At 61.9% G+C, this 22,854-nt stretch carries 20 protein-coding genes and 1 other RNA gene; 14 read left to right on the forward strand and 7 right to left on the reverse strand.

Annotated features, from left to right (window positions below):
- Position 1: 1 nt before the first annotated feature.
- From ssrS to E0D86_RS17490, 3 genes are all read right to left on the reverse strand, one after another.
- A non-coding RNA gene (gene ssrS, locus E0D86_RS17480) (6S RNA) lies at positions 2-180 on the reverse strand.
- A 30-nt stretch (positions 181-210) separates the two neighbouring features.
- Positions 211-528, reverse strand: a complete 318-nt coding sequence (locus tag E0D86_RS17485) for a cell division protein ZapA (protein WP_131651320.1) — start codon at positions 526-528, stop codon at positions 211-213.
- Complete coding sequence (locus tag E0D86_RS17490; RefSeq protein WP_131651321.1) at positions 525-734, reverse strand: TIGR02449 family protein; 210 nt, start codon at positions 732-734, stop codon at positions 525-527. Before E0D86_RS17490 ends, E0D86_RS17485 begins: the two co-directional genes overlap by 4 nt.
- Before the next feature lie 123 nt (positions 735-857).
- On the opposite strand from E0D86_RS17490, the gene E0D86_RS17495 reads away from it, so the two are divergent.
- The 9 genes from E0D86_RS17495 to gcvP all read left to right on the forward strand — a co-directional run bounded on the left by E0D86_RS17495 (position 858) and on the right by gcvP (position 12,819).
- Positions 858-1,412 (forward strand): YecA family protein, encoded by a 555-nt coding sequence (locus E0D86_RS17495; protein ID WP_131651322.1) that lies wholly within the window; start codon positions 858-860, stop codon positions 1,410-1,412.
- A gap of 13 nt (positions 1,413-1,425) precedes the next feature.
- Entirely contained in the window at positions 1,426-2,757 is a 1,332-nt protein-coding gene (pepP, locus tag E0D86_RS17500) for a Xaa-Pro aminopeptidase (protein ID WP_131651323.1), read from the forward strand.
- A 2-nt stretch (positions 2,758-2,759) separates the two neighbouring features.
- Positions 2,760-3,938, forward strand: a complete 1,179-nt coding sequence (gene ubiH / locus E0D86_RS17505) for a 2-octaprenyl-6-methoxyphenyl hydroxylase (RefSeq protein ID WP_131651324.1) — start codon at positions 2,760-2,762, stop codon at positions 3,936-3,938.
- Between the two features lie 129 nt (positions 3,939-4,067).
- On the forward strand, positions 4,068-5,285 hold the full coding sequence (locus E0D86_RS17510) for a 2-octaprenyl-3-methyl-6-methoxy-1,4-benzoquinol hydroxylase (RefSeq protein WP_131651325.1): 1,218 nt from the start codon (positions 4,068-4,070) through the stop codon (positions 5,283-5,285).
- A 107-nt stretch (positions 5,286-5,392) separates the two neighbouring features.
- The gene (locus E0D86_RS17515) at positions 5,393-6,394 is read left to right on the forward strand and encodes an extracellular solute-binding protein (RefSeq protein ID WP_131651326.1); all 1,002 of its coding nucleotides are present in this window, start codon (positions 5,393-5,395) and stop codon (positions 6,392-6,394) included.
- A 179-nt stretch (positions 6,395-6,573) separates the two neighbouring features.
- A complete protein-coding gene (locus E0D86_RS17520) occupies positions 6,574-8,190 on the forward strand; it encodes an iron ABC transporter permease (protein ID WP_131651327.1) in 1,617 nt (538 codons plus the stop codon).
- A 138-nt stretch (positions 8,191-8,328) separates the two neighbouring features.
- Complete coding sequence (gene gcvT / locus E0D86_RS17525; RefSeq protein WP_131651328.1) at positions 8,329-9,411, forward strand: glycine cleavage system aminomethyltransferase GcvT; 1,083 nt, start codon at positions 8,329-8,331, stop codon at positions 9,409-9,411.
- Positions 9,412-9,492: 81 nt separating this feature from the next.
- Entirely contained in the window at positions 9,493-9,882 is a 390-nt protein-coding gene (gcvH, locus tag E0D86_RS17530; protein ID WP_131651329.1) for a glycine cleavage system protein GcvH, read from the forward strand.
- 60 nt (positions 9,883-9,942) lie between these two features.
- Positions 9,943-12,819, forward strand: a complete 2,877-nt coding sequence (gene gcvP / locus E0D86_RS17535) for an aminomethyl-transferring glycine dehydrogenase (protein WP_131651330.1) — start codon at positions 9,943-9,945, stop codon at positions 12,817-12,819.
- 224 nt (positions 12,820-13,043) lie between these two features.
- On the opposite strand, the gene yihA is transcribed toward gcvP, so the two are convergent.
- Complete coding sequence (gene yihA / locus E0D86_RS17540) at positions 13,044-13,670, reverse strand: ribosome biogenesis GTP-binding protein YihA/YsxC (RefSeq protein ID WP_131651331.1); 627 nt, start codon at positions 13,668-13,670, stop codon at positions 13,044-13,046.
- A 255-nt stretch (positions 13,671-13,925) separates the two neighbouring features.
- On the opposite strand from yihA, the gene E0D86_RS17545 reads away from it, so the two are divergent.
- The 5 genes from E0D86_RS17545 to E0D86_RS17565 all read left to right on the forward strand — a co-directional run bounded on the left by E0D86_RS17545 (position 13,926) and on the right by E0D86_RS17565 (position 18,992).
- Positions 13,926-14,558 (forward strand): cytochrome c, encoded by a 633-nt coding sequence (locus E0D86_RS17545; protein ID WP_131651332.1) that lies wholly within the window; start codon positions 13,926-13,928, stop codon positions 14,556-14,558.
- A gap of 178 nt (positions 14,559-14,736) precedes the next feature.
- Positions 14,737-15,366 (forward strand): thiol:disulfide interchange protein DsbA/DsbL, encoded by a 630-nt coding sequence (locus E0D86_RS17550; RefSeq protein ID WP_131651333.1) that lies wholly within the window; start codon positions 14,737-14,739, stop codon positions 15,364-15,366.
- 7 nt (positions 15,367-15,373) lie between these two features.
- Positions 15,374-16,243, forward strand: coding sequence for an endonuclease/exonuclease/phosphatase family protein (locus E0D86_RS17555; RefSeq protein ID WP_131651334.1), 870 nt, complete (start codon positions 15,374-15,376; stop codon positions 16,241-16,243).
- The gene (locus E0D86_RS17560) at positions 16,240-18,069 is read left to right on the forward strand and encodes a GGDEF domain-containing protein (protein ID WP_131651335.1); all 1,830 of its coding nucleotides are present in this window, start codon (positions 16,240-16,242) and stop codon (positions 18,067-18,069) included. The genes E0D86_RS17555 and E0D86_RS17560 overlap by 4 nt, the downstream gene beginning before the upstream one ends.
- 146 nt (positions 18,070-18,215) lie before the next feature.
- Entirely contained in the window at positions 18,216-18,992 is a 777-nt protein-coding gene (locus E0D86_RS17565) for an N-acetylmuramoyl-L-alanine amidase (protein WP_131651336.1), read from the forward strand.
- Here the strand turns inward: E0D86_RS17565 and E0D86_RS17570 are convergent.
- Genes E0D86_RS17570 through algB form a run of 3 tightly spaced genes read right to left on the reverse strand, consistent with a single transcriptional unit; the run spans position 18,983 to position 22,573 of the window.
- Positions 18,983-19,405 (reverse strand): DUF1330 domain-containing protein, encoded by a 423-nt coding sequence (locus tag E0D86_RS17570; protein ID WP_131651337.1) that lies wholly within the window; start codon positions 19,403-19,405, stop codon positions 18,983-18,985. The two genes, E0D86_RS17565 and E0D86_RS17570, sit on opposite strands and share 10 nt — an antisense overlap.
- Positions 19,406-19,442: 37 nt before the next feature.
- On the reverse strand, positions 19,443-21,230 hold the full coding sequence (locus E0D86_RS17575; protein WP_131651338.1) for a KinB sensor domain-containing domain: 1,788 nt from the start codon (positions 21,228-21,230) through the stop codon (positions 19,443-19,445).
- Positions 21,227-22,573: a sigma-54-dependent response regulator transcription factor AlgB gene (algB, locus tag E0D86_RS17580; protein WP_131651339.1), complete on the reverse strand. Its 1,347-nt coding sequence runs from the start codon at positions 22,571-22,573 to the stop codon at positions 21,227-21,229. Before algB ends, E0D86_RS17575 begins: the two co-directional genes overlap by 4 nt.
- Positions 22,574-22,854: the final 281 nt, after the last annotated feature.

Raw genomic sequence — 22,854 nt, forward strand, 5'->3', positions numbered from 1 at the left:
AAGGCTCCCCAGCATGCCGCTGCCCGCGTAGGCCCTTGAACCCGAGAGTTCAAGGTGGCGACTACAGAGTACCTTAAGGCTTTCCGTCAGGCGGACATGCACACCGGCACTACGTGTAGCCTCCATGGTGTTGCTTATCGGGAGAGGGTCATCGCCGACTGGCGAACATGCCAGGGAGTTGCCGGGATTATAACTCAATCTGCCTGCCGTTCATCGGTTTCCGGAAGGGTTTGGATCGGCGGCCAGTGCACTGTCGACCCGTTCCAGCAAGACACGCACATGCTCACGCGCACTATTGGCTTCCGCATCGAGGCGATCGTGTTTGTGTAGCAGCTCGTGTGTGATGTTGAGCGCAGCCATTACGGCGACGCGGTCGGCGCCTATGACTTTGCCGCTGCTACGGATTTCACGCATCTTGCGGTCCAGGTAGTGGGCGGCGCCTTCGAGATTGCTGCGTTCTTCGGGCGGGCAGGAAATGCAATATTCCTTGTCCATGATGTGCACGGTAACGGTGTTCGGCTGGGTCATGAGTCCTGCTCCAGGGCTTTCAGGCGCGAAATCATCGCTTCGACCTTCACCCGCGCCATTTCGTTCTTCTCGATCAGATGAGCGCGCTCTTCGCGCCATGTCTGCTCGCTGTGAAGCAGCAAGCGATTCTGCGCCTTGAGTTGCTCGATGTGCTGAATCAGCTGTTCCAATTTGGCGGTCAGCAATTTCAGGTCGGCGTCTTCCATGGGATTCCCGGGGTAAGTGGCGCGAGCGTTGGCAGTCCGGCTTCGATGGTCTTGGCTCGCGTGCCGATGCTAGGATACGAGGCCTTCATTCTAGACATTAGCGCCGCCGCGCGCCTAGCCGCCATGCCCATTCAGAACTCGCCGTACGCTGCTTTCGCCACTTTGCTGGCCAGTAGTGCTCAATCTGTCACACCTGCCGAACTGCACGGCTTTCTGCTCGGGCGCAGCTGCGCCGGGGCTGGTTTCGATTCCGAATCCTGGCTGGCCGATGCCGCCGAGTTGCTCGGCTCCGCTCCCGAAGAATCGGTGCGCCAAGCGCTCATCGGCCTGCAGGAGATGGTCAAGGGCGAGCTCGCCGGTGATGACATCGCTATCGTTTTGCTGTTGCCGTCGGACGATGCGCCGCTCGCCGAGCGCGCGCTTGCCCTGGGCCAGTGGTGCCAGAGTTTCCTGGTTGGCTTTGGCCTGGTCGCCAGTGATCGCGCGCTGAGCGGCGAGGCCATGGAAGTCCTGCAGGATCTGGCCGCTATCGCGCAGATCCAGGATTCGCTGGACGAGTCCGAAGATGGTGAGAGCGATTACATGGAGGTCATGGAATACCTGCGCGTCGCGCCGTTGCTGTTGTTCACCGAGTGCGCCAAGCCAGTGCCGCCGGCACCCAAGCCTTCCCTGCATTAAGGACCGTCCGCCCATGACCCGCATCCCGAAATCGGAATACGCCCGCCGGCGCAAGGTGCTGATGGCGGAGATGGAACCCAACAGCATCGCGATCCTGCCGGCCGCGCCGATGTACATCCGCAACCGCGATGTCGAGCACATCTACCGCCAGGACAGCGATTTTCAGTACCTTTCCGGCTTTCCCGAGCCGGAAGCGGTGATTGCGCTGATTCCCGGTCGCGAGCATGGCGAGTACGTGTTGTTCTGTCGCGAGCGCGACCCGGCTCGCGAGTTGTGGGACGGTTTGCGGGCCGGCCAGGATGGCGCCATCGCCGAATACGGCGCGGACGATGCCTTCCCCATCGGCGATATCGACGAGATTCTGCCGGGCCTGATTGAGGGTCGTTCGCGCGTCTATTACGCCATTGGCAGCAACCAGGAGTTCGATCACCGCTTGATGGAGTGGATCAACACCATCCGTTCCAAGGCTCGCCAGGGCGCACAGCCGCCGAACGAGTTCGTCGCCCTCGATCATCTGTTGCACGACTTGCGTCTGTACAAGTCGGCCAACGAAGTGAAAGTGATGAAGCACGCCGCTGAAATCTCCGCCCGTGCCCATATCCGCGCCATGCAGGCCAGCCGTGCCGGCCTCTACGAATACCACCTGGAAGCGGAGCTGGATTACGAGTTCCGCAAGGGCGGGGCGAAGATGCCGGCGTACGGCTCGATCGTCGCGGCCGGCAAGAACGCCTGCATCCTGCATTATCGCGAGAACGATGCCGCGCTCAAGGATGGTGATCTGGTGCTGATCGATGCCGGCTGCGAAATCGATTGTTACGCCAGCGATATCACCCGGACGTTTCCAGTCAATGGCCGCTTCTCGCCCGAACAGAAGGCTATTTATGAGCTGGTACTGGCCGCCAACGAAGAAGCCTTCAAGCACATCGCGCCCGGCAAGCACTGGAACGAGGCGCACGAGGCGACCGTTCAAGTTATCACCGCCGGGCTGGTCGAGTTGGGGTTGCTGAAAGGTGATGTCGACGAGTTGATCGCCGCAGAAGCCTACAAGCCGTTCTACATGCACCGCGCCGGCCACTGGCTGGGCATGGACGTACACGATGTCGGCGACTACAAGGTCGGTGGCGAGTGGCGCGTGCTCGAGCCCGGCATGGCGATGACCGTCGAGCCCGGCATCTATATCGCAGCCGACAATCAGGACGTTGCGAAGAAATGGCGCGGCATCGGTGTGCGCATCGAAGACGACGTGGTGGTGACTCGCACCGGTTGCGAAATCCTCACCGGCGGCGTGCCCAAGGCCGTCGCCAAGATCGAGCAATTGATGGCGGCTGCCGCCGAGGTCGCTTAGCCATGAGCGCGCTGGCGATCATCGGTGGCGGACTTGTCGGTGCCAGCTTGGCGTTGGCGCTGCAAAAAGTAGCGAAGGCGCGTGGCTGGTCGATCGAGTTGATCGAGCCGTTCGAGCCGGGCAGCGAATATCAGCCGAGCTACGATGCGCGCTCGACTGCGCTGTCCTATGGCACCCGGCTGATCTACCAGCGTCTGGGCGTCTGGGAGCAGATTGCCCAGCGGGCCGAGCCCATCACCCAAATCCAGGTTTCCGATCGCGGCCGCGCTGGCGCTGCCCGGCTCGATGCCAAAACGGAGCATGTACCGGCGCTGGGATACGTAGTGGAAAACGCTTGGATCGGCCATTGCCTGTGGCAGGCGCTGGACGACGAGGTCGTGGTTCGCCGCTGCCCGGCCGAGGTCGAGCGCATGCAAGCGGTAGTCGATGGTTTTCGCCTGACTCTGACCGACGGCAAGCAGCTCGATTGCAACTTGGCCGTGTTGGCCGATGGCGGCCGCTCGGCGTTGCGCGAACAGCTCGGTATCGATATCAAGCGCACGCCCTATGGCCAGACCGCGCTGATCGCCAACGTGACGCCGGGCAAACCCCACGGCGGAAATGCATTCGAGCGCTTTACCGACGAAGGTCCGATGGCGCTGTTACCGCTGCCGGACAGTCGCTGCGCCCTAGTCTGGACGCGTCCGGAACAGGATGCGGCGCGTCTGGTCGCGCTCTCCGAAGCGGAATTTCTTGGCGAACTGCAGCAGGCGTTCGGCTATCGTCTGGGCGGCTTTCAGCAGGTTGGAGCGCGGCATCTCTACCCACTGGAATTGATCGAGGCCGAGGAGCAGGTTCGCTCCAGTTTGGTTGTGTTAGGTAACGCCGCTCACAGCTTGCACCCGATCGCCGGGCAGGGTTACAACCTCTCGCTGCGGGACACCGAAGCGTTGGCGGCCGTGTTGTTGGCTAGCCCGGCACGTCTGGGCGATTTGGCCGTGCTGCAGGCTTATCACCGGCAGCAGCGTTCGGATCAGTGGCTGACCGTGGGCTTCTCCGATCGGGTGACCCAGTTGTTCGGTGATTCGGGAAATTTATCCGTTGCCGGGCGCAATCTTGGTCTGCTGGGGCTGGATCTGCTGCCGCCGGCCAAGACGTGGTTCGCGCGGCAGGCAATGGGATTGGGCGTGCGCGAACGCTGAGACTTGGCGAAGCCGCCAACGTCGGCAAGACGGACCCTTGCGAACCAGACGCCAGCGATGCGCGCGAACCGGCAAGCAGACCCATTAGACATGCCGCAAGCCACAGGCTCGGCGCGCAGGAGAGCAGTAATGCAAACGGACATCATCATCGTTGGCGCTGGGATGGTCGGCAGCACCCTGGCGCTGGCACTGCAAGACACTGGTCTCACTATCAAGCTGGTCGATGCCGGTCCGCTGGACGTTCAGCCGTTCACTCCAACCGATCCCTTCGAGCCGCGTGTCAGTGCGCTGTCTGCCGCGAGCCAGCGGATCCTCGAACGCGTCGGTGCCTGGCCCGGAATTGTCGAGCGCCGCGTCAGCCCCTACCGCGACATGCATGTCTGGGATGGTTCCGGCACTGGAAAGATCCACTTTTCCGCGGCGTCGGTGCATGCCGAGGTACTCGGCCACATCGTCGAGAATCGTGTGGTCCAGGATGCGCTGCTGGAAGCGTTGAAAGGCTGCGATTCGGTCGAACTGATTTCCGCGCGTCTGGATCAGCTGCGCCAGGCCGAAAGCGGCTGGTCCCTGACTCTCGACGACGGACAGCAACTCAGCGCCGGCCTCGTGGTTGCGGCCGATGGCGCCAATTCAGCGGTTCGCCGTCTGGCTGGCTGCGAAACCCGTGAATGGGATTACCTGCATCACGCCATCGTGACCAGCGTGCGCTGTGCCGAGCCGAATCAGCAGACCGCCTGGCAGCGTTTCACCGACGACGGCCCGCTGGCATTCCTGCCGCTGCAGCGTGAAGGCGACGAGCATTGGTGCTCGATCGTCTGGTCGGTCACCGAAGGTGAGGCGCAGCGCCTGATGGCGCTAGATGACGAAGGGTTCCGTCAGGCGCTCGGGCGGGCTTTCGAATATCGCCTGGGCGAAGTGCTGGAAGTCGATCCACGGTTGTGCATTCCGCTGCGTCAGCGGCACGCTAAGCGCTATGCACAGCCTGGTCTGGCACTGATCGGCGACGCCGCGCACACCATCCACCCGTTGGCGGGGCAGGGCGTCAATCTCGGTCTGCTTGATGCTGCGGTGCTGGCTGAAGTCCTGCTCGCGGCCATCGGACGTGGCGCGCCGCTGGGCGACCCGCGCGTGTTGGCCCGTTTCGAGCGGCGCCGGATGCCGCACAACCTGAGCATGATGGCGGCGATGGAGGGATTCGAACGACTCTTCCAAGCCGACAATCTGCCGCTGCGCTGGTTACGCAACGCGGGGTTGAAAGGCATTGAGGCGCTTCCTGAAGCGAAGGCGATGTTCGTGCGCCAGGCCCTGGGTTTGAGCGGTGATCTGCCGGACCTGGCGCGGTTGTGATCGACGGATCGCCTGATCCCAAGTGAATGACGCGAATTGTCGCGTTGAGAAAGTAAATGACATTCACTACTATTTGGCCTCTTTCACGGATACAAGAGGCATGACCCATGCAGGCAAGCAAAGGTTTACTCGCCGCTCTGACGCTCACCGCGCTGTCAGGCGCTGTGCAAGCTGCCGATGAAGTAGTGGTTTACTCCTCGCGGATCGACGAGCTGATCAAGCCTGTTTTCGATGCGTACACGGCGAAAACAGGCGTCAACGTCAAATTCATCACCGACAAGGAAGCTCCGCTGATGGCCCGTATCAAGGCCGAAGGCGAGAATACTCCGGCAGATCTGCTGCTGACGGTGGACGGCGGCAACCTGTGGCAGGCCGAAGAAATGGGCATCCTGCAACCGCTCGATTCGCAGGTTATTAAAGACAATATTCCCGCCCAGTACCGCTCCTCTACCGATGCCTGGACAGGCCTGTCGCTGCGCGCGCGGACCATCGTCTATTCGCCGGAGCGGGTCGAAGAGGGCGAGCTGACCACCTACGAAGCGCTGGCGGACGAGCGCTGGGAAGGCCGTCTGTGCCTGCGCACGAGCAAGAAGGTCTACAACCAGTCGTTGACGGCTACCCTGATCGAAACCCACGGTGCCGAGAAGACCGAAGAGATCATCAAGGGTTGGGTGAACAATCTCGCAACCGACGTCTTTGCCGATGACAACGCTGTGATTCAAGCGGTCGACGCGGGGCAGTGCGATGTGGGTATCGTCAATAGCTACTATTACGGCCGGCTGCATGCGCAGGATCCGAATCTGAAAGCCAAGCTGTTCTGGCCGAATCAGGAGGGCCGTGGCGTTCACGTCAATCTCTCCGGCATCGGGCTGACCAAGCACGCGCCTAACCCGGAAGCCGCGCAAAAGCTGGTGGAGTGGATGACGACCCCCGAGGCGCAGAGCATCTTTGCCGGCACTAACATGGAATTCCCGGCCAACCCGAATGTAGAGCCGTCGGCGGAAGTGGCCGCGTGGGGCGATTTCAAGGCAGACACCATCCCGGTCGAAGTCGCTGGCAAGCGTCAGGCTGAAGCCATCATGCTGATGGATCGTGCGGGCTGGAGATAAGCAGCCATAAGCTACAGGCTGCAAGTAGAAGAGCCTCTGGCTTTCGGCACCAGCCGCTAGCCTGATTCGCTTGCAGCTTGCAGCTTGCAGCTTGCAGCTTGCAGCTTGCAGCTTGCAGTCCCGATATACTCGACGCCCCCGCTTGCCGGGGGCGTTGTTTTTCTGCTTCCGAGGTCTGCGTGTCCCACCCCGTCGAGCGCCGTTGGTATCCCATTTCCTTTGCAGTCGCGGCACTGGTGCTGTTGCCGCTGAGTGTGCTGCTGTTCAGTTGGGGCGATATCGACACCAGTATCTGGTCGCATCTCTGGGAGACCCAGATACCGCGGCTGTTGAGCAACACGCTGACGCTGGTGCTGGGCGTCGGAATCGGGGTGACGGTGCTCGGGGTCAGTCTGGCCTGGTTGACATCGTTGTGTGAGTTCCCGGGGCGGCGCTGGTTGGATTGGGCGTTGATGCTGCCTTTCGCGATTCCCGCCTACGTGCTGGCATTTGTCTTCATCGGCTTGCTGGATTTCTCCGGCCCGGTGCAGACGCTGGCCCGCGAATGGTTCGGCACCGGGGTGCGGTTTCCTCGGGTCCGTTCCACGGGCGGTGTGATCATCGTGCTGGTGCTGGTGTTCTACCCTTACGTCTATCTGCTCGCCCGTTCGGCATTCCTCGCCCAAGGCAAAGGATTGATGGAGGCGGCGCGGGTGCTCGGGCAGTCGCCCTGGAAAGCGTTCTGGAGTGTCGCGTTGCCCATGGCGCGACCGGCGATCGGCGCCGGCTTGGCACTGGCGCTGATGGAGACGCTGGCCGATTTCGGCGCTGTCGCGGTGTTCAACTTCGACACTTTCACCACCGCCATCTACAAGACCTGGTATGGCTTTTTCAGCCTCACCAGCGCGACTCAGCTGGCCAGCCTTTTGTTGTTGGCGGTGATGCTGGTGCTCTATGGCGAACGCCGCGCGCGCGGCGCAGCCCGGCCTGCCAACGACCGGGCCCGGTCTGCCGTGCTGTATCGCCTTCGCGGTTTCAAGGCCTTTGCAGCCTGCGCCTGGTGTGGCCTGGTGTTCCTCTGCGCGTTCGTCATTCCGGTGCTGCAATTGCTGGTCTGGCTCTGGCAGCGCGGGCGTTTCGACTTCGATGAGCGTTATACCGCGCTGATTCTGCACACGCTCTACCTAGGCGCGTTGGCCGCGTTCATCACTGTCGCGGTGGCGCTGCTGCTGGCTTTCGCCAGGCGCCAGGCGCCGGTGCGCTCGGTTAAAGCAGCGGTCGGCCTGGCGAATCTCGGCTATGCGCTGCCGGGGTCGGTGCTGGCCGTTTCGATCATGCTCGCGTTCAGCTATCTCGACCGTGAGCTGGTCATCCCGCTATCCGGTTGGCTTGGCGGTGCTGGAAAACCGATTCTGCTCGGCAGTCTCGGCGCCTTGCTGCTGGCCTATCTGATCCGCTTCATGGCGGTGGCGTTCGGGCCGCTGGAAAGCGCGTTGGCACGGATTCGACCTTCGCTGCCGCAGGCATCGCGCAGCCTAGGCGTGGGTGGGGCGGGGCTGTTTTTCCGGGTTTATCTGCCGTTGTTGCTGCCCGGCACGCTGAGTGCCGCGTTGCTGGTGTTCGTCGACGTACTGAAAGAAATGCCGGCTACGCTGTTGATGCGGCCGTTCGGCTGGGACACGCTGTCGGTAAGGATCTTCGAGATGACCAGCGAGGGTGAATGGGCGCGTGCTGCGCTGCCGGCATTGACGCTGGTGTTGGTCGGGCTGCTGCCGGTGATCCTGTTGATTCGCCGTTCGGCCCGCCGGATCGGTTGAGTTCGTTCCATCGCCTCACCGTGACCTGTCCCAACCTTGAAGCTACAATGCGCCATCCAAAAATCGTCGGGCTTGTCTGTCCGGCTCTAATGAGCTTCACCCACGCCGCTTCGGCGACCTGCCCGGAAGGAGAAACCCATGGGTCAGCGTACTCCCCTCTACGATCAGCACCTCGCACTTGGCGCCAAAATGGTTGATTTCGGCGGCTGGGATATGCCGCTGCATTACGGCTCCCAAGTGGAAGAGCATCATCAGGTGCGGCGTGATTGTGGAGTGTTCGACGTCTCCCACATGACGGTCGTCGATGTCGCTGGTACCGACGCCAAGGCCTATCTCCAGCATCTGCTGGCCAACGATGTGAACCGCCTGGGGCAGGTGGGCAAAGCGCTGTATACGGCGATGCTCAATGAGCGCGGCGGGGTGATCGACGATCTGATCGTCTACCTAACCGATTGGGGCTATCGCCTGGTCGTCAACGCCAGCACTCGCGACAAGGATCTGGGCTGGATGCAGGCGCAGGCCGAAGGCTACTCGGTCGAGGTAAGCGAACGCCCGGAGCTGGCGATGCTGGCCATTCAGGGGCCCAATGCGCGAGCCAAAACAGCCGAGCTGGTCAGCCAACCTCGCGCTGCGCTGATTAACGAACTCAAACCTTTCCACGGCCGGGCCGTTGGTGAATGGTTCATCGGTCGCACCGGCTATACCGGTGAGGACGGTCTGGAAATCATCCTGCCGGCCGAACAGGCTCCGGATTTCCTGAGTGAACTGGTCGGAGCTGGCATTTCCCCGATTGGCCTGGGCGCGCGTGACACGCTGCGTCTGGAGGCCGGGCTGAACCTCTACGGCCAGGACATGACCGAAGACGTGTCGCCGCTACAGGCCAACATGGGTTGGACCGTAGCCTGGGAGCCAGCCGAGCGCGAATTCGTCGGGCGCGCAGCGCTGGAGGCGCAGAAGACCCAAAGCGACCTGCAGAAGCTGGTGGGACTGGTGCTCGAGGAGCGCGGCGTGCTGCGTGCGCACCAGACCGTGCGGGTCAATGGCTCTGGCGAAGGCGAGATTACCAGCGGCAGTTTTTCGCCTACGCTTGGCAAAGCCATCGCGCTGGCGCGTGTCCCTGCCGCAGCTGGCGACCGCGCCGAGGTAGAAATTCGCGGTAAATGGTATCCCGTGCGCGTGGTGCAGCCGACTTTCGTGCGTCACGGCAAAGTACTGGTGTAAATTCGGCCGACTGCTTCATTGCAGCGGGCCGTTAGAACCTGCTTCGTGCCCGCAAACCGACAGTTTCTCGAGGACATAAGAATGAGCGACATCCCCAGCGATCTGCGTTACGCCGCCAGCCACGAGTGGGCCCGCCATGAAGCCGACGGCAGTGTGACTGTCGGAATCTCCGATCACGCCCAGGAAGCGCTGGGCGACGTCGTGTTTGTGGAACTGCCGGAAGTCGGCCAGCAGCTCGCAGCCGGCCAGCAGGCGGGCGTGGTGGAATCGGTGAAGGCCGCTTCCGATATCTACGCTCCGGTTTCCGGGGAAGTAGTGGCCGTCAACGACCAGCTCACCGACTCGCCTGAAATGGTCAACAGCGAACCCTACGGTAGCTGGTTCTTCAGGCTCAAGCCGAACGATGCCGCAGAGCTGGACAAGTTGTTCGATGCAGAAGGTTACAAGGCCTCCTGCGACGCTGACGCTTAAGCGTTCCCTATCACGAAGCCCCGCTATGTCGGGGCTTTCCTTTTTTCGAGAGTAGCTGTCATGTCGCAAATGCCGCGCCTTTCCCAACTCCAGCAACCTGACGCCTTTCTGCGTCGTCATCTCGGTCCCGATGCGGCTGAGCAGCAAGCCATGCTCGACCTGCTCGGGCTGTCCAGCCGTGAGCAGTTGGTCGAGCAGACAGTGCCGCCGGCGATTCGTTTGAAGGGCGAGCTGGCGCTGCCGCCGGCGCTGGACGAGCAGGGCGCGCTGGCACGGCTGCATAGCTATGCCGAACAGAACGAGCTCTGGACCAGCCTGATCGGTATGGGCTACCACGGCACCATCACGCCGCCGGTCATTCTGCGTAACGTGCTTGAGAATCCGGGCTGGTACACCGCCTATACGCCTTATCAGCCGGAAATCGCCCAGGGCCGCTTGGAGGCCCTGCTGAATTTCCAGCAGCTGACCATCGACCTTACTGGGCTGGACTTGGCCAACGCATCGCTGCTCGATGAGGCGACTGCCGCGGCCGAGGCGATGACCTTGGCGCGGCGCATGGCCAAGAGCAAGAGCAACCGCTTCTTCGTCGACGAGAATTGCCATCCGCAAACGCTATCGGTCATGCAGACTCGCGCCGAGGCTTTCGGCTTCGAGCTGGTAATCGGCGCGGTCGAAGAAATCGACGGGCAGGATCTGTTCGGCGGGCTGCTGCAGTATCCGGATACCCACGGCGAGATTCGCGATCTGCGTCCGGCCATCGAGCAACTGCACGCCAAGGAGGCGCTGGCCTGTGTCGCGGCCGATCTGCTCAGCCTGTTGTTGTTGACCCCGCCGGGTGAGCTTGGCGCAGACGTGGTGCTCGGCTCGACTCAGCGCTTCGGTGTGCCGATGGGTTATGGCGGTCCGCATGCGGCCTACTTCGCCACGCGTGATGCGTTCAAGCGGGCGATGCCGGGGCGGATCATCGGTGTGTCCAAGGATGCCCGCGGCAACACGGCGCTGCGCATGGCGCTGCAGACGCGCGAACAGCACATTCGGCGTGAGAAGGCCAACTCTAACATCTGTACCGCGCAGGTACTGCTGGCCAATATCGCCAGCTGCTACGCCGTGTATCACGGGCCCGAGGGGCTCAAACGCATCGCCCAGCGTACCCATCGGCTGACCTCGATTCTGGCCAGCGCGCTGGAGAAGAACGGCATCAAGCGCGTCAATCAGCATTTCTTCGACACCCTGACCCTGGAAGTCGGCGGCGCGCAGACGGCGATTCTCGAAAGCGCGCGAGCGGCACGGATCAACCTGCGCATTCTTGGGCGTGGCAAGCTCGGCGTCAGTCTTGACGAGACCTGCAGCGAGGCGACGGTCGAGCAGTTGCTCGCTGTCTTTCTCGGCGCCGATCACGGGCTGGAAATCGCCAAGCTGGATGAGCGTGACATCCCCAGCGGCATTCCGTCCGAGCTGCAGCGCAGCAGCGCCTACCTGACGCACCCGGTCTTCAATACCCATCACAGCGAAACCGAGATGCTGCGCTATCTCAAGCAGCTGGAGAACAAGGACCTGGCGCTGAACCAGGCGATGATCCCGCTCGGTTCCTGCACCATGAAGTTGAACGCCACCAGCGAGATGATCCCCATCACCTGGCCGGAGTTCGCCAACCTGCACCCCTTCGCGCCACGCGAGCAGGCGCAGGGTTACAAGTTGATGATCGACGAGCTGGAAGCCTGGCTCTGCGTTATTACCGGCTTCGATGCGATCTCGATGCAGCCGAACTCCGGTGCGCAGGGCGAGTACGCCGGACTGGTGGCGATCCGCAAATACCACGAGAGCCGCGGTGAAGGGCAGCGCGATATCTGCCTGATCCCATCCTCCGCTCACGGCACCAACCCGGCCTCGGCGCAGATGGTCAGCATGCGCGTCGTCATCGTCGAGTGTGACAGGGCGGGCAACGTCGATCTCGAAGACCTCAAGCGCAAGGCGGCCGAAGCGGGTGACAAGCTCTCCTGCCTGATGATCACTTATCCGTCGACCCACGGCGTTTACGAGGAGGGCATTCGCGAGATCTGCGAGGCGATCCATGCCCAGGGCGGCCAGGTCTACATGGATGGCGCCAACCTCAACGCCCAGGTCGGACTGGCGCGGCCGGCGGACATCGGTGCCGACGTCTCGCACATGAACCTGCACAAGACCTTCTGCATTCCGCATGGCGGCGGTGGCCCGGGCATGGGACCGATCGGCATCAAGGCGCATCTGCTGCCCTTCGTTTCCAACCATCCGGTGATCGAACTGCAAGGGCCGAATCCGGAGAATGGCGCGGTCAGCGCGGCGCCATGGGGCAGCGCGAGCATTTTGCCGATCAGTTGGATGTACATCGCGATGATGGGCCCGCAGCTGCGTGACGCCACGGAAATTGCGATCCTCAGCGCGAACTATCTAGCGGCGCGTCTCGATGAGGCATTCCCGGTGCTTTACAGCGGACGTAACGGTCGCGTGGCGCATGAGTGCATCATCGATTTGCGGCCGTTGAAAACGCAAACCGGCATTACCGAAGAAGATGTCGCCAAGCGCCTCATCGACTATGGCTTCCACGCACCGACCATGTCCTTCCCCGTGCCCGGCACCTTGATGATCGAGCCTACCGAGAGCGAATCGAAGGTGGAGCTGGATCGCTTCGTCGAGGCGATGCTGAGTATTCGTGCGGAAATTGCCAAGGTCGAGAGCGGTGACTGGTCCGCCGAGAACAACCCGCTGGTGCATGCGCCGCATACCCTGGCGGATGTGACTGGCGTCTGGGATCGTCCCTACAGCATCGCCGAAGGCGTGACGCCGAGCGCCCACGCTCAGGCGCACAAGTATTGGCCAGCGGTGAATCGTGTCGACAACGTCTTCGGCGATCGCAACCTGTTCTGCGCGTGCGTGCCGGTGGATGACTATCGGGAATGAGGCAGGGCTGATACCAGCACAAGCGTAGGGTGCGCTCCGCGCACCAATGGGCGTATACGAGGCCTGCCGTGCGCGGAGCGCACCCTACGGCGCGTCGGCGGCCTGCCTCGACAGCGCCAGGTAGATCGGCGCTGTCGAGGCGCCGCGGCGTAGCGGTGGATGTCGCTATTCACGTCTACCGTGGCTCACCCGCGGATCGGTAGAGTGTGTTTCCAGCCTGGGGCCTATTCCGCTTCGAGCATGCCCAGCAGCTCGGCCAGTTTGAGCTGTGCTTCTTCTACGCCCTGACGTTTCGGCGCTGAGAAAAGCTGCACGCTGACGCCGTCTCCCCAACCCTTGCGAATGTCCCGCTGGATTGCCAGCAGGGCATTCTTCGCCGCACCGAAGGCCAGCTTGTCGGACTTGGTCAGCAGGATATGCAGCGGCATTTCGCTGGCGGTGGACCAGTCGAGCATCATTCGGTCGAACTCAGTCAACGGATGGCGGATGTCCATCATCAGAAACACGCCAGCGAGACTCTCGCGACTGCTCAGATAGGCTTCCAGATGGCGCTGCCAGTGCTGCTTCAATGGAATCGGCACCTTGGCGTAACCGTAGCCAGGGAGATCGACCAGTCGGCGATCGTCATCGAGGCGGAAGAAATTGAGCAGCTGGGTGCGGCCCGGCGTCTTCGACGTACGGGCGAGGCTGGCGTGGGTGAGGGTGTTCAGCGCACTGGACTTACCCGCATTCGACCGGCCGGCGAAAGCGACTTCAAGGCCCTCGTCAGCCGGGCATTGGTCGACCTTGGCGGCGCTGGTCATGAACGTGGCTTGCTGGCAGAGGCCGAGAATCGGGTTTTTGGGGAGCATGGGCTTTCCGGTGGGCGCGCGGGGTGCGGCAATGGTTCATTTCCGTTTCAGGACCGCCAGTATATAATGCCGCAGATTTTGTGTGCGCTTTGGTCTCGAAAGAGCCTATACAACGGCTCGCTGGCTGTGGCGGGAGTTATCGCTAACGCGCTCGGTGCGAGACCGGATGCCACCTTCAAACGAGCATGCCATGGCTCAATAGCTGGCCTGCCGAATAAGATTTTTTTTAACCCTTAGCCGTAGTTGGATGAGCTGATGAACAAAGTACTCGTGAGTCTGCTGTTGACCCTTGGCATCACCGGTATCGCCCACGCGGCTGGAAATGCCGAAGCCGGTCAGGAAAAGATTGCCGTCTGTGGCGCCTGCCACGGTGCCGATGGCAACAGTCCCGCACCGAACTTCCCCAAACTTGCAGGCCAGGGCGAGAGTTATCTGCTCAAGCAGCTACACGACATCAAGGCCGGCAGCAGCCCTACCGCCGAGCCAAGTGTGGGGCGCAAGGTGCTGGAAATGACCGGCATGCTCGACCCCTACAACGATCAGGATCTTGCCGACATCGCCGCTTATTTCGCCAGCCAGAAGATGACCGTTGGCATGGCCGATCCGGCGCTGGTTGAGCAAGGTGAACAACTGTTCCGCGGTGGCAAACTGGACCTGGGCATGCCGGCCTGCACTGGTTGTCACGCGCCGAACGGGGTTGGTAACGACCTGGCGGGCTTCCCGCAGCTGGGTGGTCAGCATGCTGCCTACACGGCCAAGCAGCTGACCGATTTCCGCGAAGGCAACCGCACCAATGACGGTGACACCATGATCATGCGGACCATCGCTGCCAAGCTGAGCAACAAGGACATCGAAGCGCTGTCCAGCTACATCCAGGGTCTGCACTGATAGCATCGGCGCAACCGATACGGAGGGCGTTCAGGTGAGAGCCTGAGCGCCCTTTTTGTTTTGCGCCGCTACAATGATTGTCAAGATATTGAAAAGCGGCGAAAAGCGCTGGCGAGCACGAATGATTTGCTGCAGCCTGTGGCGCTATCGGTCAGCCGTCCAAGCCAAGGGAGTCACCATGCGTAAACTCGTTCTCAGTGCCGTTCTCGTAACCGCCAGCCTGTTCGGCTTGCCGGCCCACGCGGCGGAATTCCAGGCGGGCAAGGAATATGTCGAACTCAAGACTCCGGTACCGGTAGCCGAACCGGACAAGATCGAGGTCGTCGAGCTGTTCTGGTACGGCTGCCCGCATTGCTACCAGTTCGAGCCGATCATCAACCCGTGGGTCGCAGAGCTGCCGGATGACGTGGATTTCAAGCGCATTCCGGCCATGTTCGGTGGGGTTTGGAACGTCCATGGCCAGATGTTCCTGGCGCTGGAATCCATGAACGTCGAGCAGAAGATTCACGACGCGGTATTCAATGCCTATCACCGCGACGGCAAGAAGCTGGACACGCCGGAAAAGATGGCCGAATTCCTTGCCGGGGAAGGCGTCGATCAGGAGGCGTTCCTCAAGGCCTATAACTCCTTCGGTGTGAAAAGCCGCGCCGAGCAGGCCAAAAAGCAGGCCATGGCTTATCAGATCACTGGCGTACCGGTCATGATCGTCAACGGTAAGTACCGTTTCGATATCGGCTCCGCAGGCGGCCCGGAGCGCGCGCTGAAGGTCGCCGACTTCCTGATCGAAAAAGAACGGGCAGCTCGGTAAGCGCCAAATGTTGCGCCGTTGGAGTTCACCACGCCTGGCCGGACCCGGTCAGGCGCGGGTCAACCCACTCTGCCTGGACTCCAGTGGGCTACCGTGCAATGGCCGGTTGCGCCTGCTCAGCTTCAACATCCAGGTCGGCATCAGTACCGAGCGCTACCATCATTATCTGACTCGCAGCTGGCAGCACCTGCTGCCGCATCCGGGGCGAACCGGAAATCTACAGCGCATCGGCGAATTGCTCGGCAACTACGATCTGGTGGCGTTGCAGGAAGCAGACGGTGGCAGCATGCGCTCCGGCTATATCAATCAGGTGGAACACCTCGCGCAGCTCGGGTCCTTTCCTTACTGGTATCAGCAGCTGAACCGCAACCTGGGTCGTTTTGCTCAGCACAGTAACGGCGTACTCAGCCGTCTGGAGCCGCAGGGGCTGGAAGATCACCCGTTACCCGGTCCGTCCGGCCGCGGCGCTATCTTGCTGCGGTTTGGTGAAGGCGAGGATGCGCTGGCGGTGGTCATCATGCATCTGGCGCTCGGCGGTAGCACCAGAACGCGCCAGCTGGCCTATATACGAGACCTGGTCGGGAGCTACCGTCATCAGGTATTGATGGGCGACATGAATACCCATGCCAGCGATCTGCTCGAAAACTCGCCGTTGCGTGACCTTGGGCTGCAGGCCCCGCAGATCGAGGCGACCTTTCCCAGCTGGCGTCCGCAGCGCTGCCTCGACCACATATTGCTGAGTCCGAGCCTGACACTGGAGCGCGTCGACGTGCTGGCGAAAATCAGTTCGGATCATCTGCCCGTAGCCGTGGAGATTCGCTTGCCCGACTCGCTGCATGGGGATGCCCTGCCAATGCCGGTAGGCACGCCGACATGAGCGGCGACACGCAGCGCTGGAAGGAAAAGTACCTGCAATTGGTGGAGCAGCAGGAACAGCTCGAAGAGCGTTGGCGCTCGCATCTCGATTTGCTGCGGCGCAGCCTGGTGCGCAGCAGCTATGCCGTGGATGGCACCGACCCGGTCGTCGAGCAGTGCATGCATGAGCTTCGCGAAGTTCTGCGCGACGATGTGCCTGAAGATCGCCTGGCGGCGCTGGTGCCGCGTCTCGAACGCGCCGTGCTGGACACCGAGCGGCGCAAGAAGGAGCGTCTGGAGTATCTGAGCCGGTCGTTGCACCGTCTGGTAGCGCAGTTGCTGGCATTGCCGTTGCCCCGCGAGGTTCGCCAGCCATTGAAGCGTTTTGCGCGACAGCTCGATGATCGGGCCGCACAGCCGTTCGAGTTGCCGGCTTTGCTCGGTGAGCTGGGTGAGTTCCAGGATCGAGCGTTGACCCTGCAGCTAGCCGAGACAGGGGGCTCGGTGGGGTTACTCGGCAGACTGTTCGGCCAGCGGACCCGAGGTGCGGAACGACTCCCGCATCCTAGCGCTGTGGTTTCTTCGGGCACGATCGAAACCGCTCGAACAGATCTGCCGGAACCCGACGAGACAGCGGCGACACGGCGAATCGAGCCGTTGACCGATAAACGTCACCAATTGTCGGTCGAGGCTGATCGCGGTGATCTAAATGAGGCGCTCTGTTTGGAGGCGGCCATCGCGCCGGTGACTTCTGCTGCTTCGGCGGCCGAGGTTCACGTCCTTCCTGCCTCGCCCGAGCAAGCCTACAGCGCCATAGCCGAGCGGGTGGAGTCTGCGTTGTATAACCTGCTCGATGGCCTGCAATTGCCAGAACACCAGCAGCCGCAGTCGGTGGCACTTCGAGAGCGAATCGAGCAAGGGCTGAATTGGTATGAATTGGTGCCGCTTCTGGACGATCTGGCGCAGCTGATAGTTGCGGCGGCTGATCAGGGGCAACGCGAGTTCGAGAGTTACCTGAAACTGCTCAATGAGCGCTTGGCGACCATGCAGGACAACCTTCGCGCCGCTCATGAGGGCCACGCGCAGAGCAGGGAAACCGCGCAAGCGCTGAATGAGCAACTGCGTTACCAGGTCGACGGCTTACAGTACAGCATGCTCAGCGCCAAGGATCTTCCGACCCTGAAACAGGCCGTTCAGGCCCGAATCGACCGCTTGCTCGAGACCGTCGACACCTATGAGCAACAGCGCGGCGAGCATGAGCAGACGGTGAGCGAACGGCTTAACTCCCTGGTCGGGCGGGTTGCAAGCCTTGAGCAGGCTGCCAGCACCATGCGAGATCGTCTCGAAGAACAGCGGCAAATCGCCTTGCGTGACCCGCTGACCGAACTTCCCAACCGCGCCGCATGGGATGAGCGCCTGGAGTTGGAAGTGGCGCGTCAGCAACGCTACGGCGGCCAGCTGCTGCTGGCCGTGCTGGACGTCGACCATTTCAAGCGCATCAATGACAGTTTTGGCCATCTCGCTGGCGATCGTGTGCTCAAGATCGTCGCCGGTGAGCTGCGCAAACGGCTGCGCAAGACTGATTTCATCGCTCGTTTCGGTGGAGAAGAGTTTGCGCTACTGCTGCCTGAGACACCGGCAGAGGCGGGCCTGAATTTGCTTGAAAGTCTGCGTACGGGCATTCAGAACTGCCCGTTCCACTTCAAGGGAGAGCGCATCCAGGTAACGCTATCGGGCGGGTTCGCAAGTTTCGCAGACGCCGATCAGCCCGAGCAGGTGTTCGAGCGCGCCGACCGCGCGCTCTATCGGGCCAAGGATGCCGGGCGCAACCGTATCGAAGCGGGCTGACCAGCCGCTCTGGGAGCGGTTCGGGCGCCTCGGTATAATCCCTTTCCCTTATTCCAGCACCAACTCGCGGTGCTGCGCCGAGCCGCTGCGTACTGTCCGTCCAGCGGCCGATGTCTGTGTCATTTCGCTGTAGACCAGAGGTACCGATGAAAGCCTTGATTTTTGCCGCGTTTGCCTTGCTGCTCGCAGGCTGCGCCAGTGGCCCGCGTATCGATACCAGCCATACGTCCATTGGCCAGGACAGCAGGGTGCAGTTCATCGTCCTGCATTACACATCAACCGATCTTCAGCACTCGCTCGATATCCTCAAGGGTGACGGCGTCAGCAGTCATTACCTGATCGCAGAGGCGCCAGCGACTATTTACCAGTTGGTCGACGAGGATCGCCGCGCCTGGCATGCCGGCGACAGCCAATGGAATGGCCGCACCTGGCTCAACTCCAGTTCCATTGGCATCGAGTTGGTCAACCGCGGTTATATCGAAAGCGAGAGGGGGCGGCTTTGGTATCCCTATTCCGAGCAACAGATCGACGCGCTGATCGTGCTGCTTAAGGACATGATGCTGCGCCATGGCCTGAAGCCGGGCGCCATCGTCGGCCACAGCGATATTGCCCCGCAGCGAAAGGTCGATCCCGGCCCGTTATTTCCCTGGAAGCGCCTGGCCGACGCCGGACTGGTGCCTTGGCCGGACGCCGCCGAAGTCGCACGTCAGCGCAGCCTGTTCGCCATGCAATTGCCGGATGTGGCCTGGTTCCAGGAGCAGCTCGTCGGGCAGGGTTATCAAGTGCCGAAGCACGGCCATCTCGATCTTGAAACGCGCAACGTGATCGCGGCCTTTCAGATGAAGTATCGCCCGACACGCTTTGACGGCGAACCGGATGCCGAAACCGCCGCGATTCTCGCCGCGCTAGGTTCTCAGCGTTGAGCTGCACTCAGGCGCTTGGAGTGCCCGATTAGCCGCGAGTCGGCCAGCGCAGCGGTGCGATGGATGGCTGCCGCCTGGTATTCCTCATCCGCCAGCATTGCCAAGAAGGCCTCCGGCGAGGGATATCGCACCAGCAGCATTTGATCCCAGCGCTCTTGGTCCGGGGCTATCAACGCGAACTGAGCTCTGGCGGCTACCTGTACCTCACCCCCGGCCGCCCGCACCTTGCATAGCGCAGTGCGGCTGTAGCGTGCATAGGCCTCCGTGCCGCTGCATGGTGCTTGTTCGCTGTCGACGGGATAGGCCGCCTCGTGGTTGAAGCGCAGCAGATTGAGCATGAGGATCGGCTCGCCGGCCGGCATCTGCTCGGCGAAGCGCTTCAGTTGTTCGACGCTGGGATTGAGGCTGGGCATGCGCGGCTCCTGATTGTTCTTCTAGGCCCTGCTTGGCTCAGATCGGCAGGGCGATGTAGAAGATGGTGCCGTGACCGATTCGCGAATGCACGCCGATACGACCACCATGCAGTTGGGCAATTTCCTTGCATAAGGCCAGCCCTAGTCCGGCACCACCGCGGCGGCGACCAATCTGCACGAACGGCTCGAAAATCCTCGCCTGCTGGCTGTAGGGAATCCCTTCGCCATTGTCTTCGACGCTGAGGATGACCCGCTCGCCGTGGTGCCGCGCCAGCAGGCGGATTTCGCCACCCTCGGGGGTGTGCCGCAGTGCGTTGCTGAGAAGATTGTCGAGCACCCGCTCCATCTGTTGTCGGTCCAGCAGCAGGTTGGGCAGCGGCTCCTGCAGTTCCAGCTCGATATCGATATCGCTCTGCGCCGCTGCGGCCTGGAAACGCTGGCGCGCTTGCTCGAGAAGCTCGGTCGGGTTGCATGGCTCGCGCTCGAGTTTTTGTTGGCCGCTCTGGTAACGCGAGAAATTCAGCAGATCGTTGATCAGCGTGACCAGACGCTGCATTTCTTCATGCACGGTGCTGAACAGGTCGGCCTCGCGGCTACTGTCCGGATAGTGCGTCCGCTCGCGCAGCAGGCTGAATGCCATCTGCATGCCGGTAACCGGAGTACGCAGCTCGTGCGAAGCGCGCAGGACGAACTCGTTGCGTACGCGCTCGAAGGTGCGCTGGTCGGTGACATCGTGGAGGACCATCACAGCACCGCTGATGCGTCCGTCGTGATGATTCACCGGACTCAGACGCCACGACAACAGCCTGCGCTCGCCGTCCGCCTCGATCACCAGATCTTCCGGCGGGCCGGATAATGGCTTGTCATCCAGCACCTGTTGCGCGGCCTCGTCCAACTCCGGATAACCGAGGGCCTGACCGAGTGTCGAACCCAGGTGCTCGTTTTCCCACGCCAGCTGCCGTTGTGCGACCGGATTGGCATGCTCCAGCCGGCCCTGGCGATCAACGATCAGCAGGCCGTCATCGATGCTATCGAGCAAGGCTTGCAGGCGCTGTTGGCCATTGACCAGCGCTTCGACATTGGTTTGCTTGAATTGGTGCAGTGCCTGCGCCATCAGACCGAAGCGGCGGATCAGCGAGGACAGTTCGGCAATGGGCGAGGAGGGCAGGTCGATGCTGAAATCGCCGCGACCGATCTGGTCGGCCACACCGGACAGCTGTTCGATCGGATCGCCAAAGCGGCGGGCGAAGCTGTGCGCAGTGATGAAGCCGATCAGCAATACCGCAATCCCGGTCAGACCGAGCAGCCCGGCCAGCAGTTGCGCCCGTTCACGGCTGCGAATCTCGGTGTCGCGAATCTGGGCGTATGCACTGTGCTGCATCTCGACCATCAGTTCACGTACGCGATTGAAGGACTGGCTCAGGGCATTGTCTTCCAGCAGCGTCCAGTTCAGGCTCGCGGACGTCTCCAGTTCGTTGATGAAGCTGGCGTATGCCTCTCCGATCGCCCGATACGCCTGTTGGTCGGTCGCCTTCGTTGCCTGGGATAACCCGCGTGACAATGCCGTCTGGAACACCTCGCGTGATTCTGCGAACGCGGCGCCGTCACGCTCCTCGCGTACCAACAGCAGCAGATGATTGCTCAGGGCCTGGCGTAATTGCTGGTTGACCTCGATCACGCCGAAGTTGTCGCGGATGAGCTTTTCCTGGCTCTGGGCCATCTGCACCACGCTGACCAGTGCCAGCACCAGCCCTAGTAGTGCGACGGTCATCAATGCCGAGAAGCCCAGGAAGAGACGGGTTCTCAGCTTCATCTGGATTTTCATAAGCCGTATTGCTTGCGCTTTCGGTAGAGCGTCGAGGCGTCGATGCCGAGAATTCGGGCGGCCTGTTCAAGGGTGTCGCTGGTGCTCAACACGCCAGAGATATGCGCTTTCTCCAGATCTTCCAGGCTGAGCGGCTCACCGATGCGCGGTGCGTTGTTGATGTTCTGATCAGCCAGCCCGAGATGGCTGACTTCGATCATCTCCTGCGGGCAAATGATGCTGGCGCGCTCGACCACGTTGCGCAGTTCGCGCACGTTGCCGGGCCAGCGATAGGTTCGCAGTGCCGCGATGGCACTGTCGCTGAAGCCACGGGCTGGGCGACCGTAGTTCTTGACGAAGAACGCGAGGAAGCGCTCGGCCAGCGCAATAACGTCTTCCGGACGCTCGCGCATCGGCGGCAGGTTCAAGGTGATGACGTTCAGGCGATAGAGCAGATCCTCGCGGAAGCGCCCTTCACGCACCATTTCCTCAAGATTCAGGTTGGTCGCGGCGAGGATGCGCACATCGGCACGCCGCGTGACCGGATCACCGACGCGTTCGTATTCCTTGTCCTGAATGAACCTGAGCAGCTTGGGTTGCAGGGCCAGAGGAAAGTCGCCGATTTCGTCGAGGAACAGCGTGCCGCCGTCAGCCTGGTTGACGCGCCCGAGAGTGCTTTCGGTCGCGCCGGTGAAGGCGCCGCGGTTGTGCCCGAACAGCTCGCTTTCCATCAGGTCCGCCGACAGCGATGGACAGTTGATGGTGATGAAGGCTTTCTTTGCACGGCGGCTCCAGTTGTGGATCGCCCGCGCCAGTTCCCCCTTGCCGGTACCGGATTCGCCGAGAATCAGGATGTTCGCATCGGTGTCGGCCACCTGTCGGCCGGTCTCCAGGACGCTCATCATCGCCGGGCTATAAGATCCCAGCGCGTCACTGCGCTTCTGCACCTCGCCTTCCAGCGCTTCCAGCCGCGCCGCCATCTGGCGGACCTCCAACTGCTTGGCGGCTGACAGGCGCAATTGCTCGGGGCTGCACGGCTTGACCAGATAGTCCGCAGCGCCGGCCTGCATGGCGTCCACCGCGGTATCCACGGCGGAATGAGCGGTGACGATCACGACGCGCATCCAGGGCGCGAGTACACGCATCTGTTGAAGGACGTCGAGGCCGTTGTCTTCGCCAAGGCGTAAATCGAGGAAGCACAGGTCGAACACCTGACGTTGCAGAATCGCTTCGGCCTGCGAGGCGCTGGCGGCCGTGACCACCGTGTAGCCCCGATCCTCGAGGCAGTAGCGGAAAGTACGCAGGATCGCGGCTTCGTCATCTACCAGGAGAATGCGCCCACCGCTGTCGGTCGTTTGGTCCATGGATGCTCCAGTCAGGCAAAGGCGGTCTTTGCTGGCGAATCGGGTGGATAGTCGTGTCTTGTCGAGTGCTCGGATCGCCGAGCCTATGTTGGCGCCTGCTTTAGTCTACGAAAAGGCTTGCAAGTTGCACGGTGTCATTGGGCCTTTCCTGCACCCTGCAATCAATCATCAAGCGGAACGCTCGCGCAAGTGTTTGATTATGAAGGCACCGGGCTTTGCGTTCGTCTGGCACGCAGCTTGCGGCCAAACCTTCGGAACGCGCTCGACCGGCTTCGGTTCGC

It is taken from the genome of Pseudomonas sp. IC_126, from assembly GCF_004331835.1.
In the GTDB taxonomy this organism is placed as follows: Bacteria; Pseudomonadota; Gammaproteobacteria; order Pseudomonadales; family Pseudomonadaceae; genus Stutzerimonas.

Bases quoted from the DNA above. Each gene is read 5' to 3' on its own strand.
- gcvP (WP_131651330.1), top strand. From the start codon at position 9,943: ATGTCGCAAATGCCGCGCCTTTCCCAACTCCAGCAACCTGACGCCTTT.
- gcvH (WP_131651329.1), top strand. From the start codon at position 9,493: ATGAGCGACATCCCCAGCGATCTGCGTTACGCCGCCAGCCACGAGTGG.
- E0D86_RS17485 (WP_131651320.1), bottom strand. From the start codon at position 528: ATGACCCAGCCGAACACCGTTACCGTGCACATCATGGACAAGGAATAT.
- E0D86_RS17555 (WP_131651334.1), top strand. From the start codon at position 15,374: ATGTTGCGCCGTTGGAGTTCACCACGCCTGGCCGGACCCGGTCAGGCG.
- E0D86_RS17490 (WP_131651321.1), bottom strand. From the start codon at position 734: ATGGAAGACGCCGACCTGAAATTGCTGACCGCCAAATTGGAACAGCTG.
- E0D86_RS17510 (WP_131651325.1), top strand. From the start codon at position 4,068: ATGCAAACGGACATCATCATCGTTGGCGCTGGGATGGTCGGCAGCACC.
- yihA (WP_131651331.1), bottom strand. From the start codon at position 13,670: ATGCTCCCCAAAAACCCGATTCTCGGCCTCTGCCAGCAAGCCACGTTC.
- E0D86_RS17515 (WP_131651326.1), top strand. From the start codon at position 5,393: ATGCAGGCAAGCAAAGGTTTACTCGCCGCTCTGACGCTCACCGCGCTG.
- E0D86_RS17575 (WP_131651338.1), bottom strand. From the start codon at position 21,230: ATGAAAATCCAGATGAAGCTGAGAACCCGTCTCTTCCTGGGCTTCTCG.
- E0D86_RS17560 (WP_131651335.1), top strand. From the start codon at position 16,240: ATGAGCGGCGACACGCAGCGCTGGAAGGAAAAGTACCTGCAATTGGTG.
- ubiH (WP_131651324.1), top strand. From the start codon at position 2,760: ATGAGCGCGCTGGCGATCATCGGTGGCGGACTTGTCGGTGCCAGCTTG.
- E0D86_RS17565 (WP_131651336.1), top strand. From the start codon at position 18,216: ATGAAAGCCTTGATTTTTGCCGCGTTTGCCTTGCTGCTCGCAGGCTGC.
- algB (WP_131651339.1), bottom strand. From the start codon at position 22,573: ATGGACCAAACGACCGACAGCGGTGGGCGCATTCTCCTGGTAGATGAC.
- pepP (WP_131651323.1), top strand. From the start codon at position 1,426: ATGACCCGCATCCCGAAATCGGAATACGCCCGCCGGCGCAAGGTGCTG.
- E0D86_RS17495 (WP_131651322.1), top strand. From the start codon at position 858: ATGCCCATTCAGAACTCGCCGTACGCTGCTTTCGCCACTTTGCTGGCC.
- E0D86_RS17550 (WP_131651333.1), top strand. From the start codon at position 14,737: ATGCGTAAACTCGTTCTCAGTGCCGTTCTCGTAACCGCCAGCCTGTTC.
- E0D86_RS17570 (WP_131651337.1), bottom strand. From the start codon at position 19,405: ATGCCCAGCCTCAATCCCAGCGTCGAACAACTGAAGCGCTTCGCCGAG.
- gcvT (WP_131651328.1), top strand. From the start codon at position 8,329: ATGGGTCAGCGTACTCCCCTCTACGATCAGCACCTCGCACTTGGCGCC.
- E0D86_RS17545 (WP_131651332.1), top strand. From the start codon at position 13,926: ATGAACAAAGTACTCGTGAGTCTGCTGTTGACCCTTGGCATCACCGGT.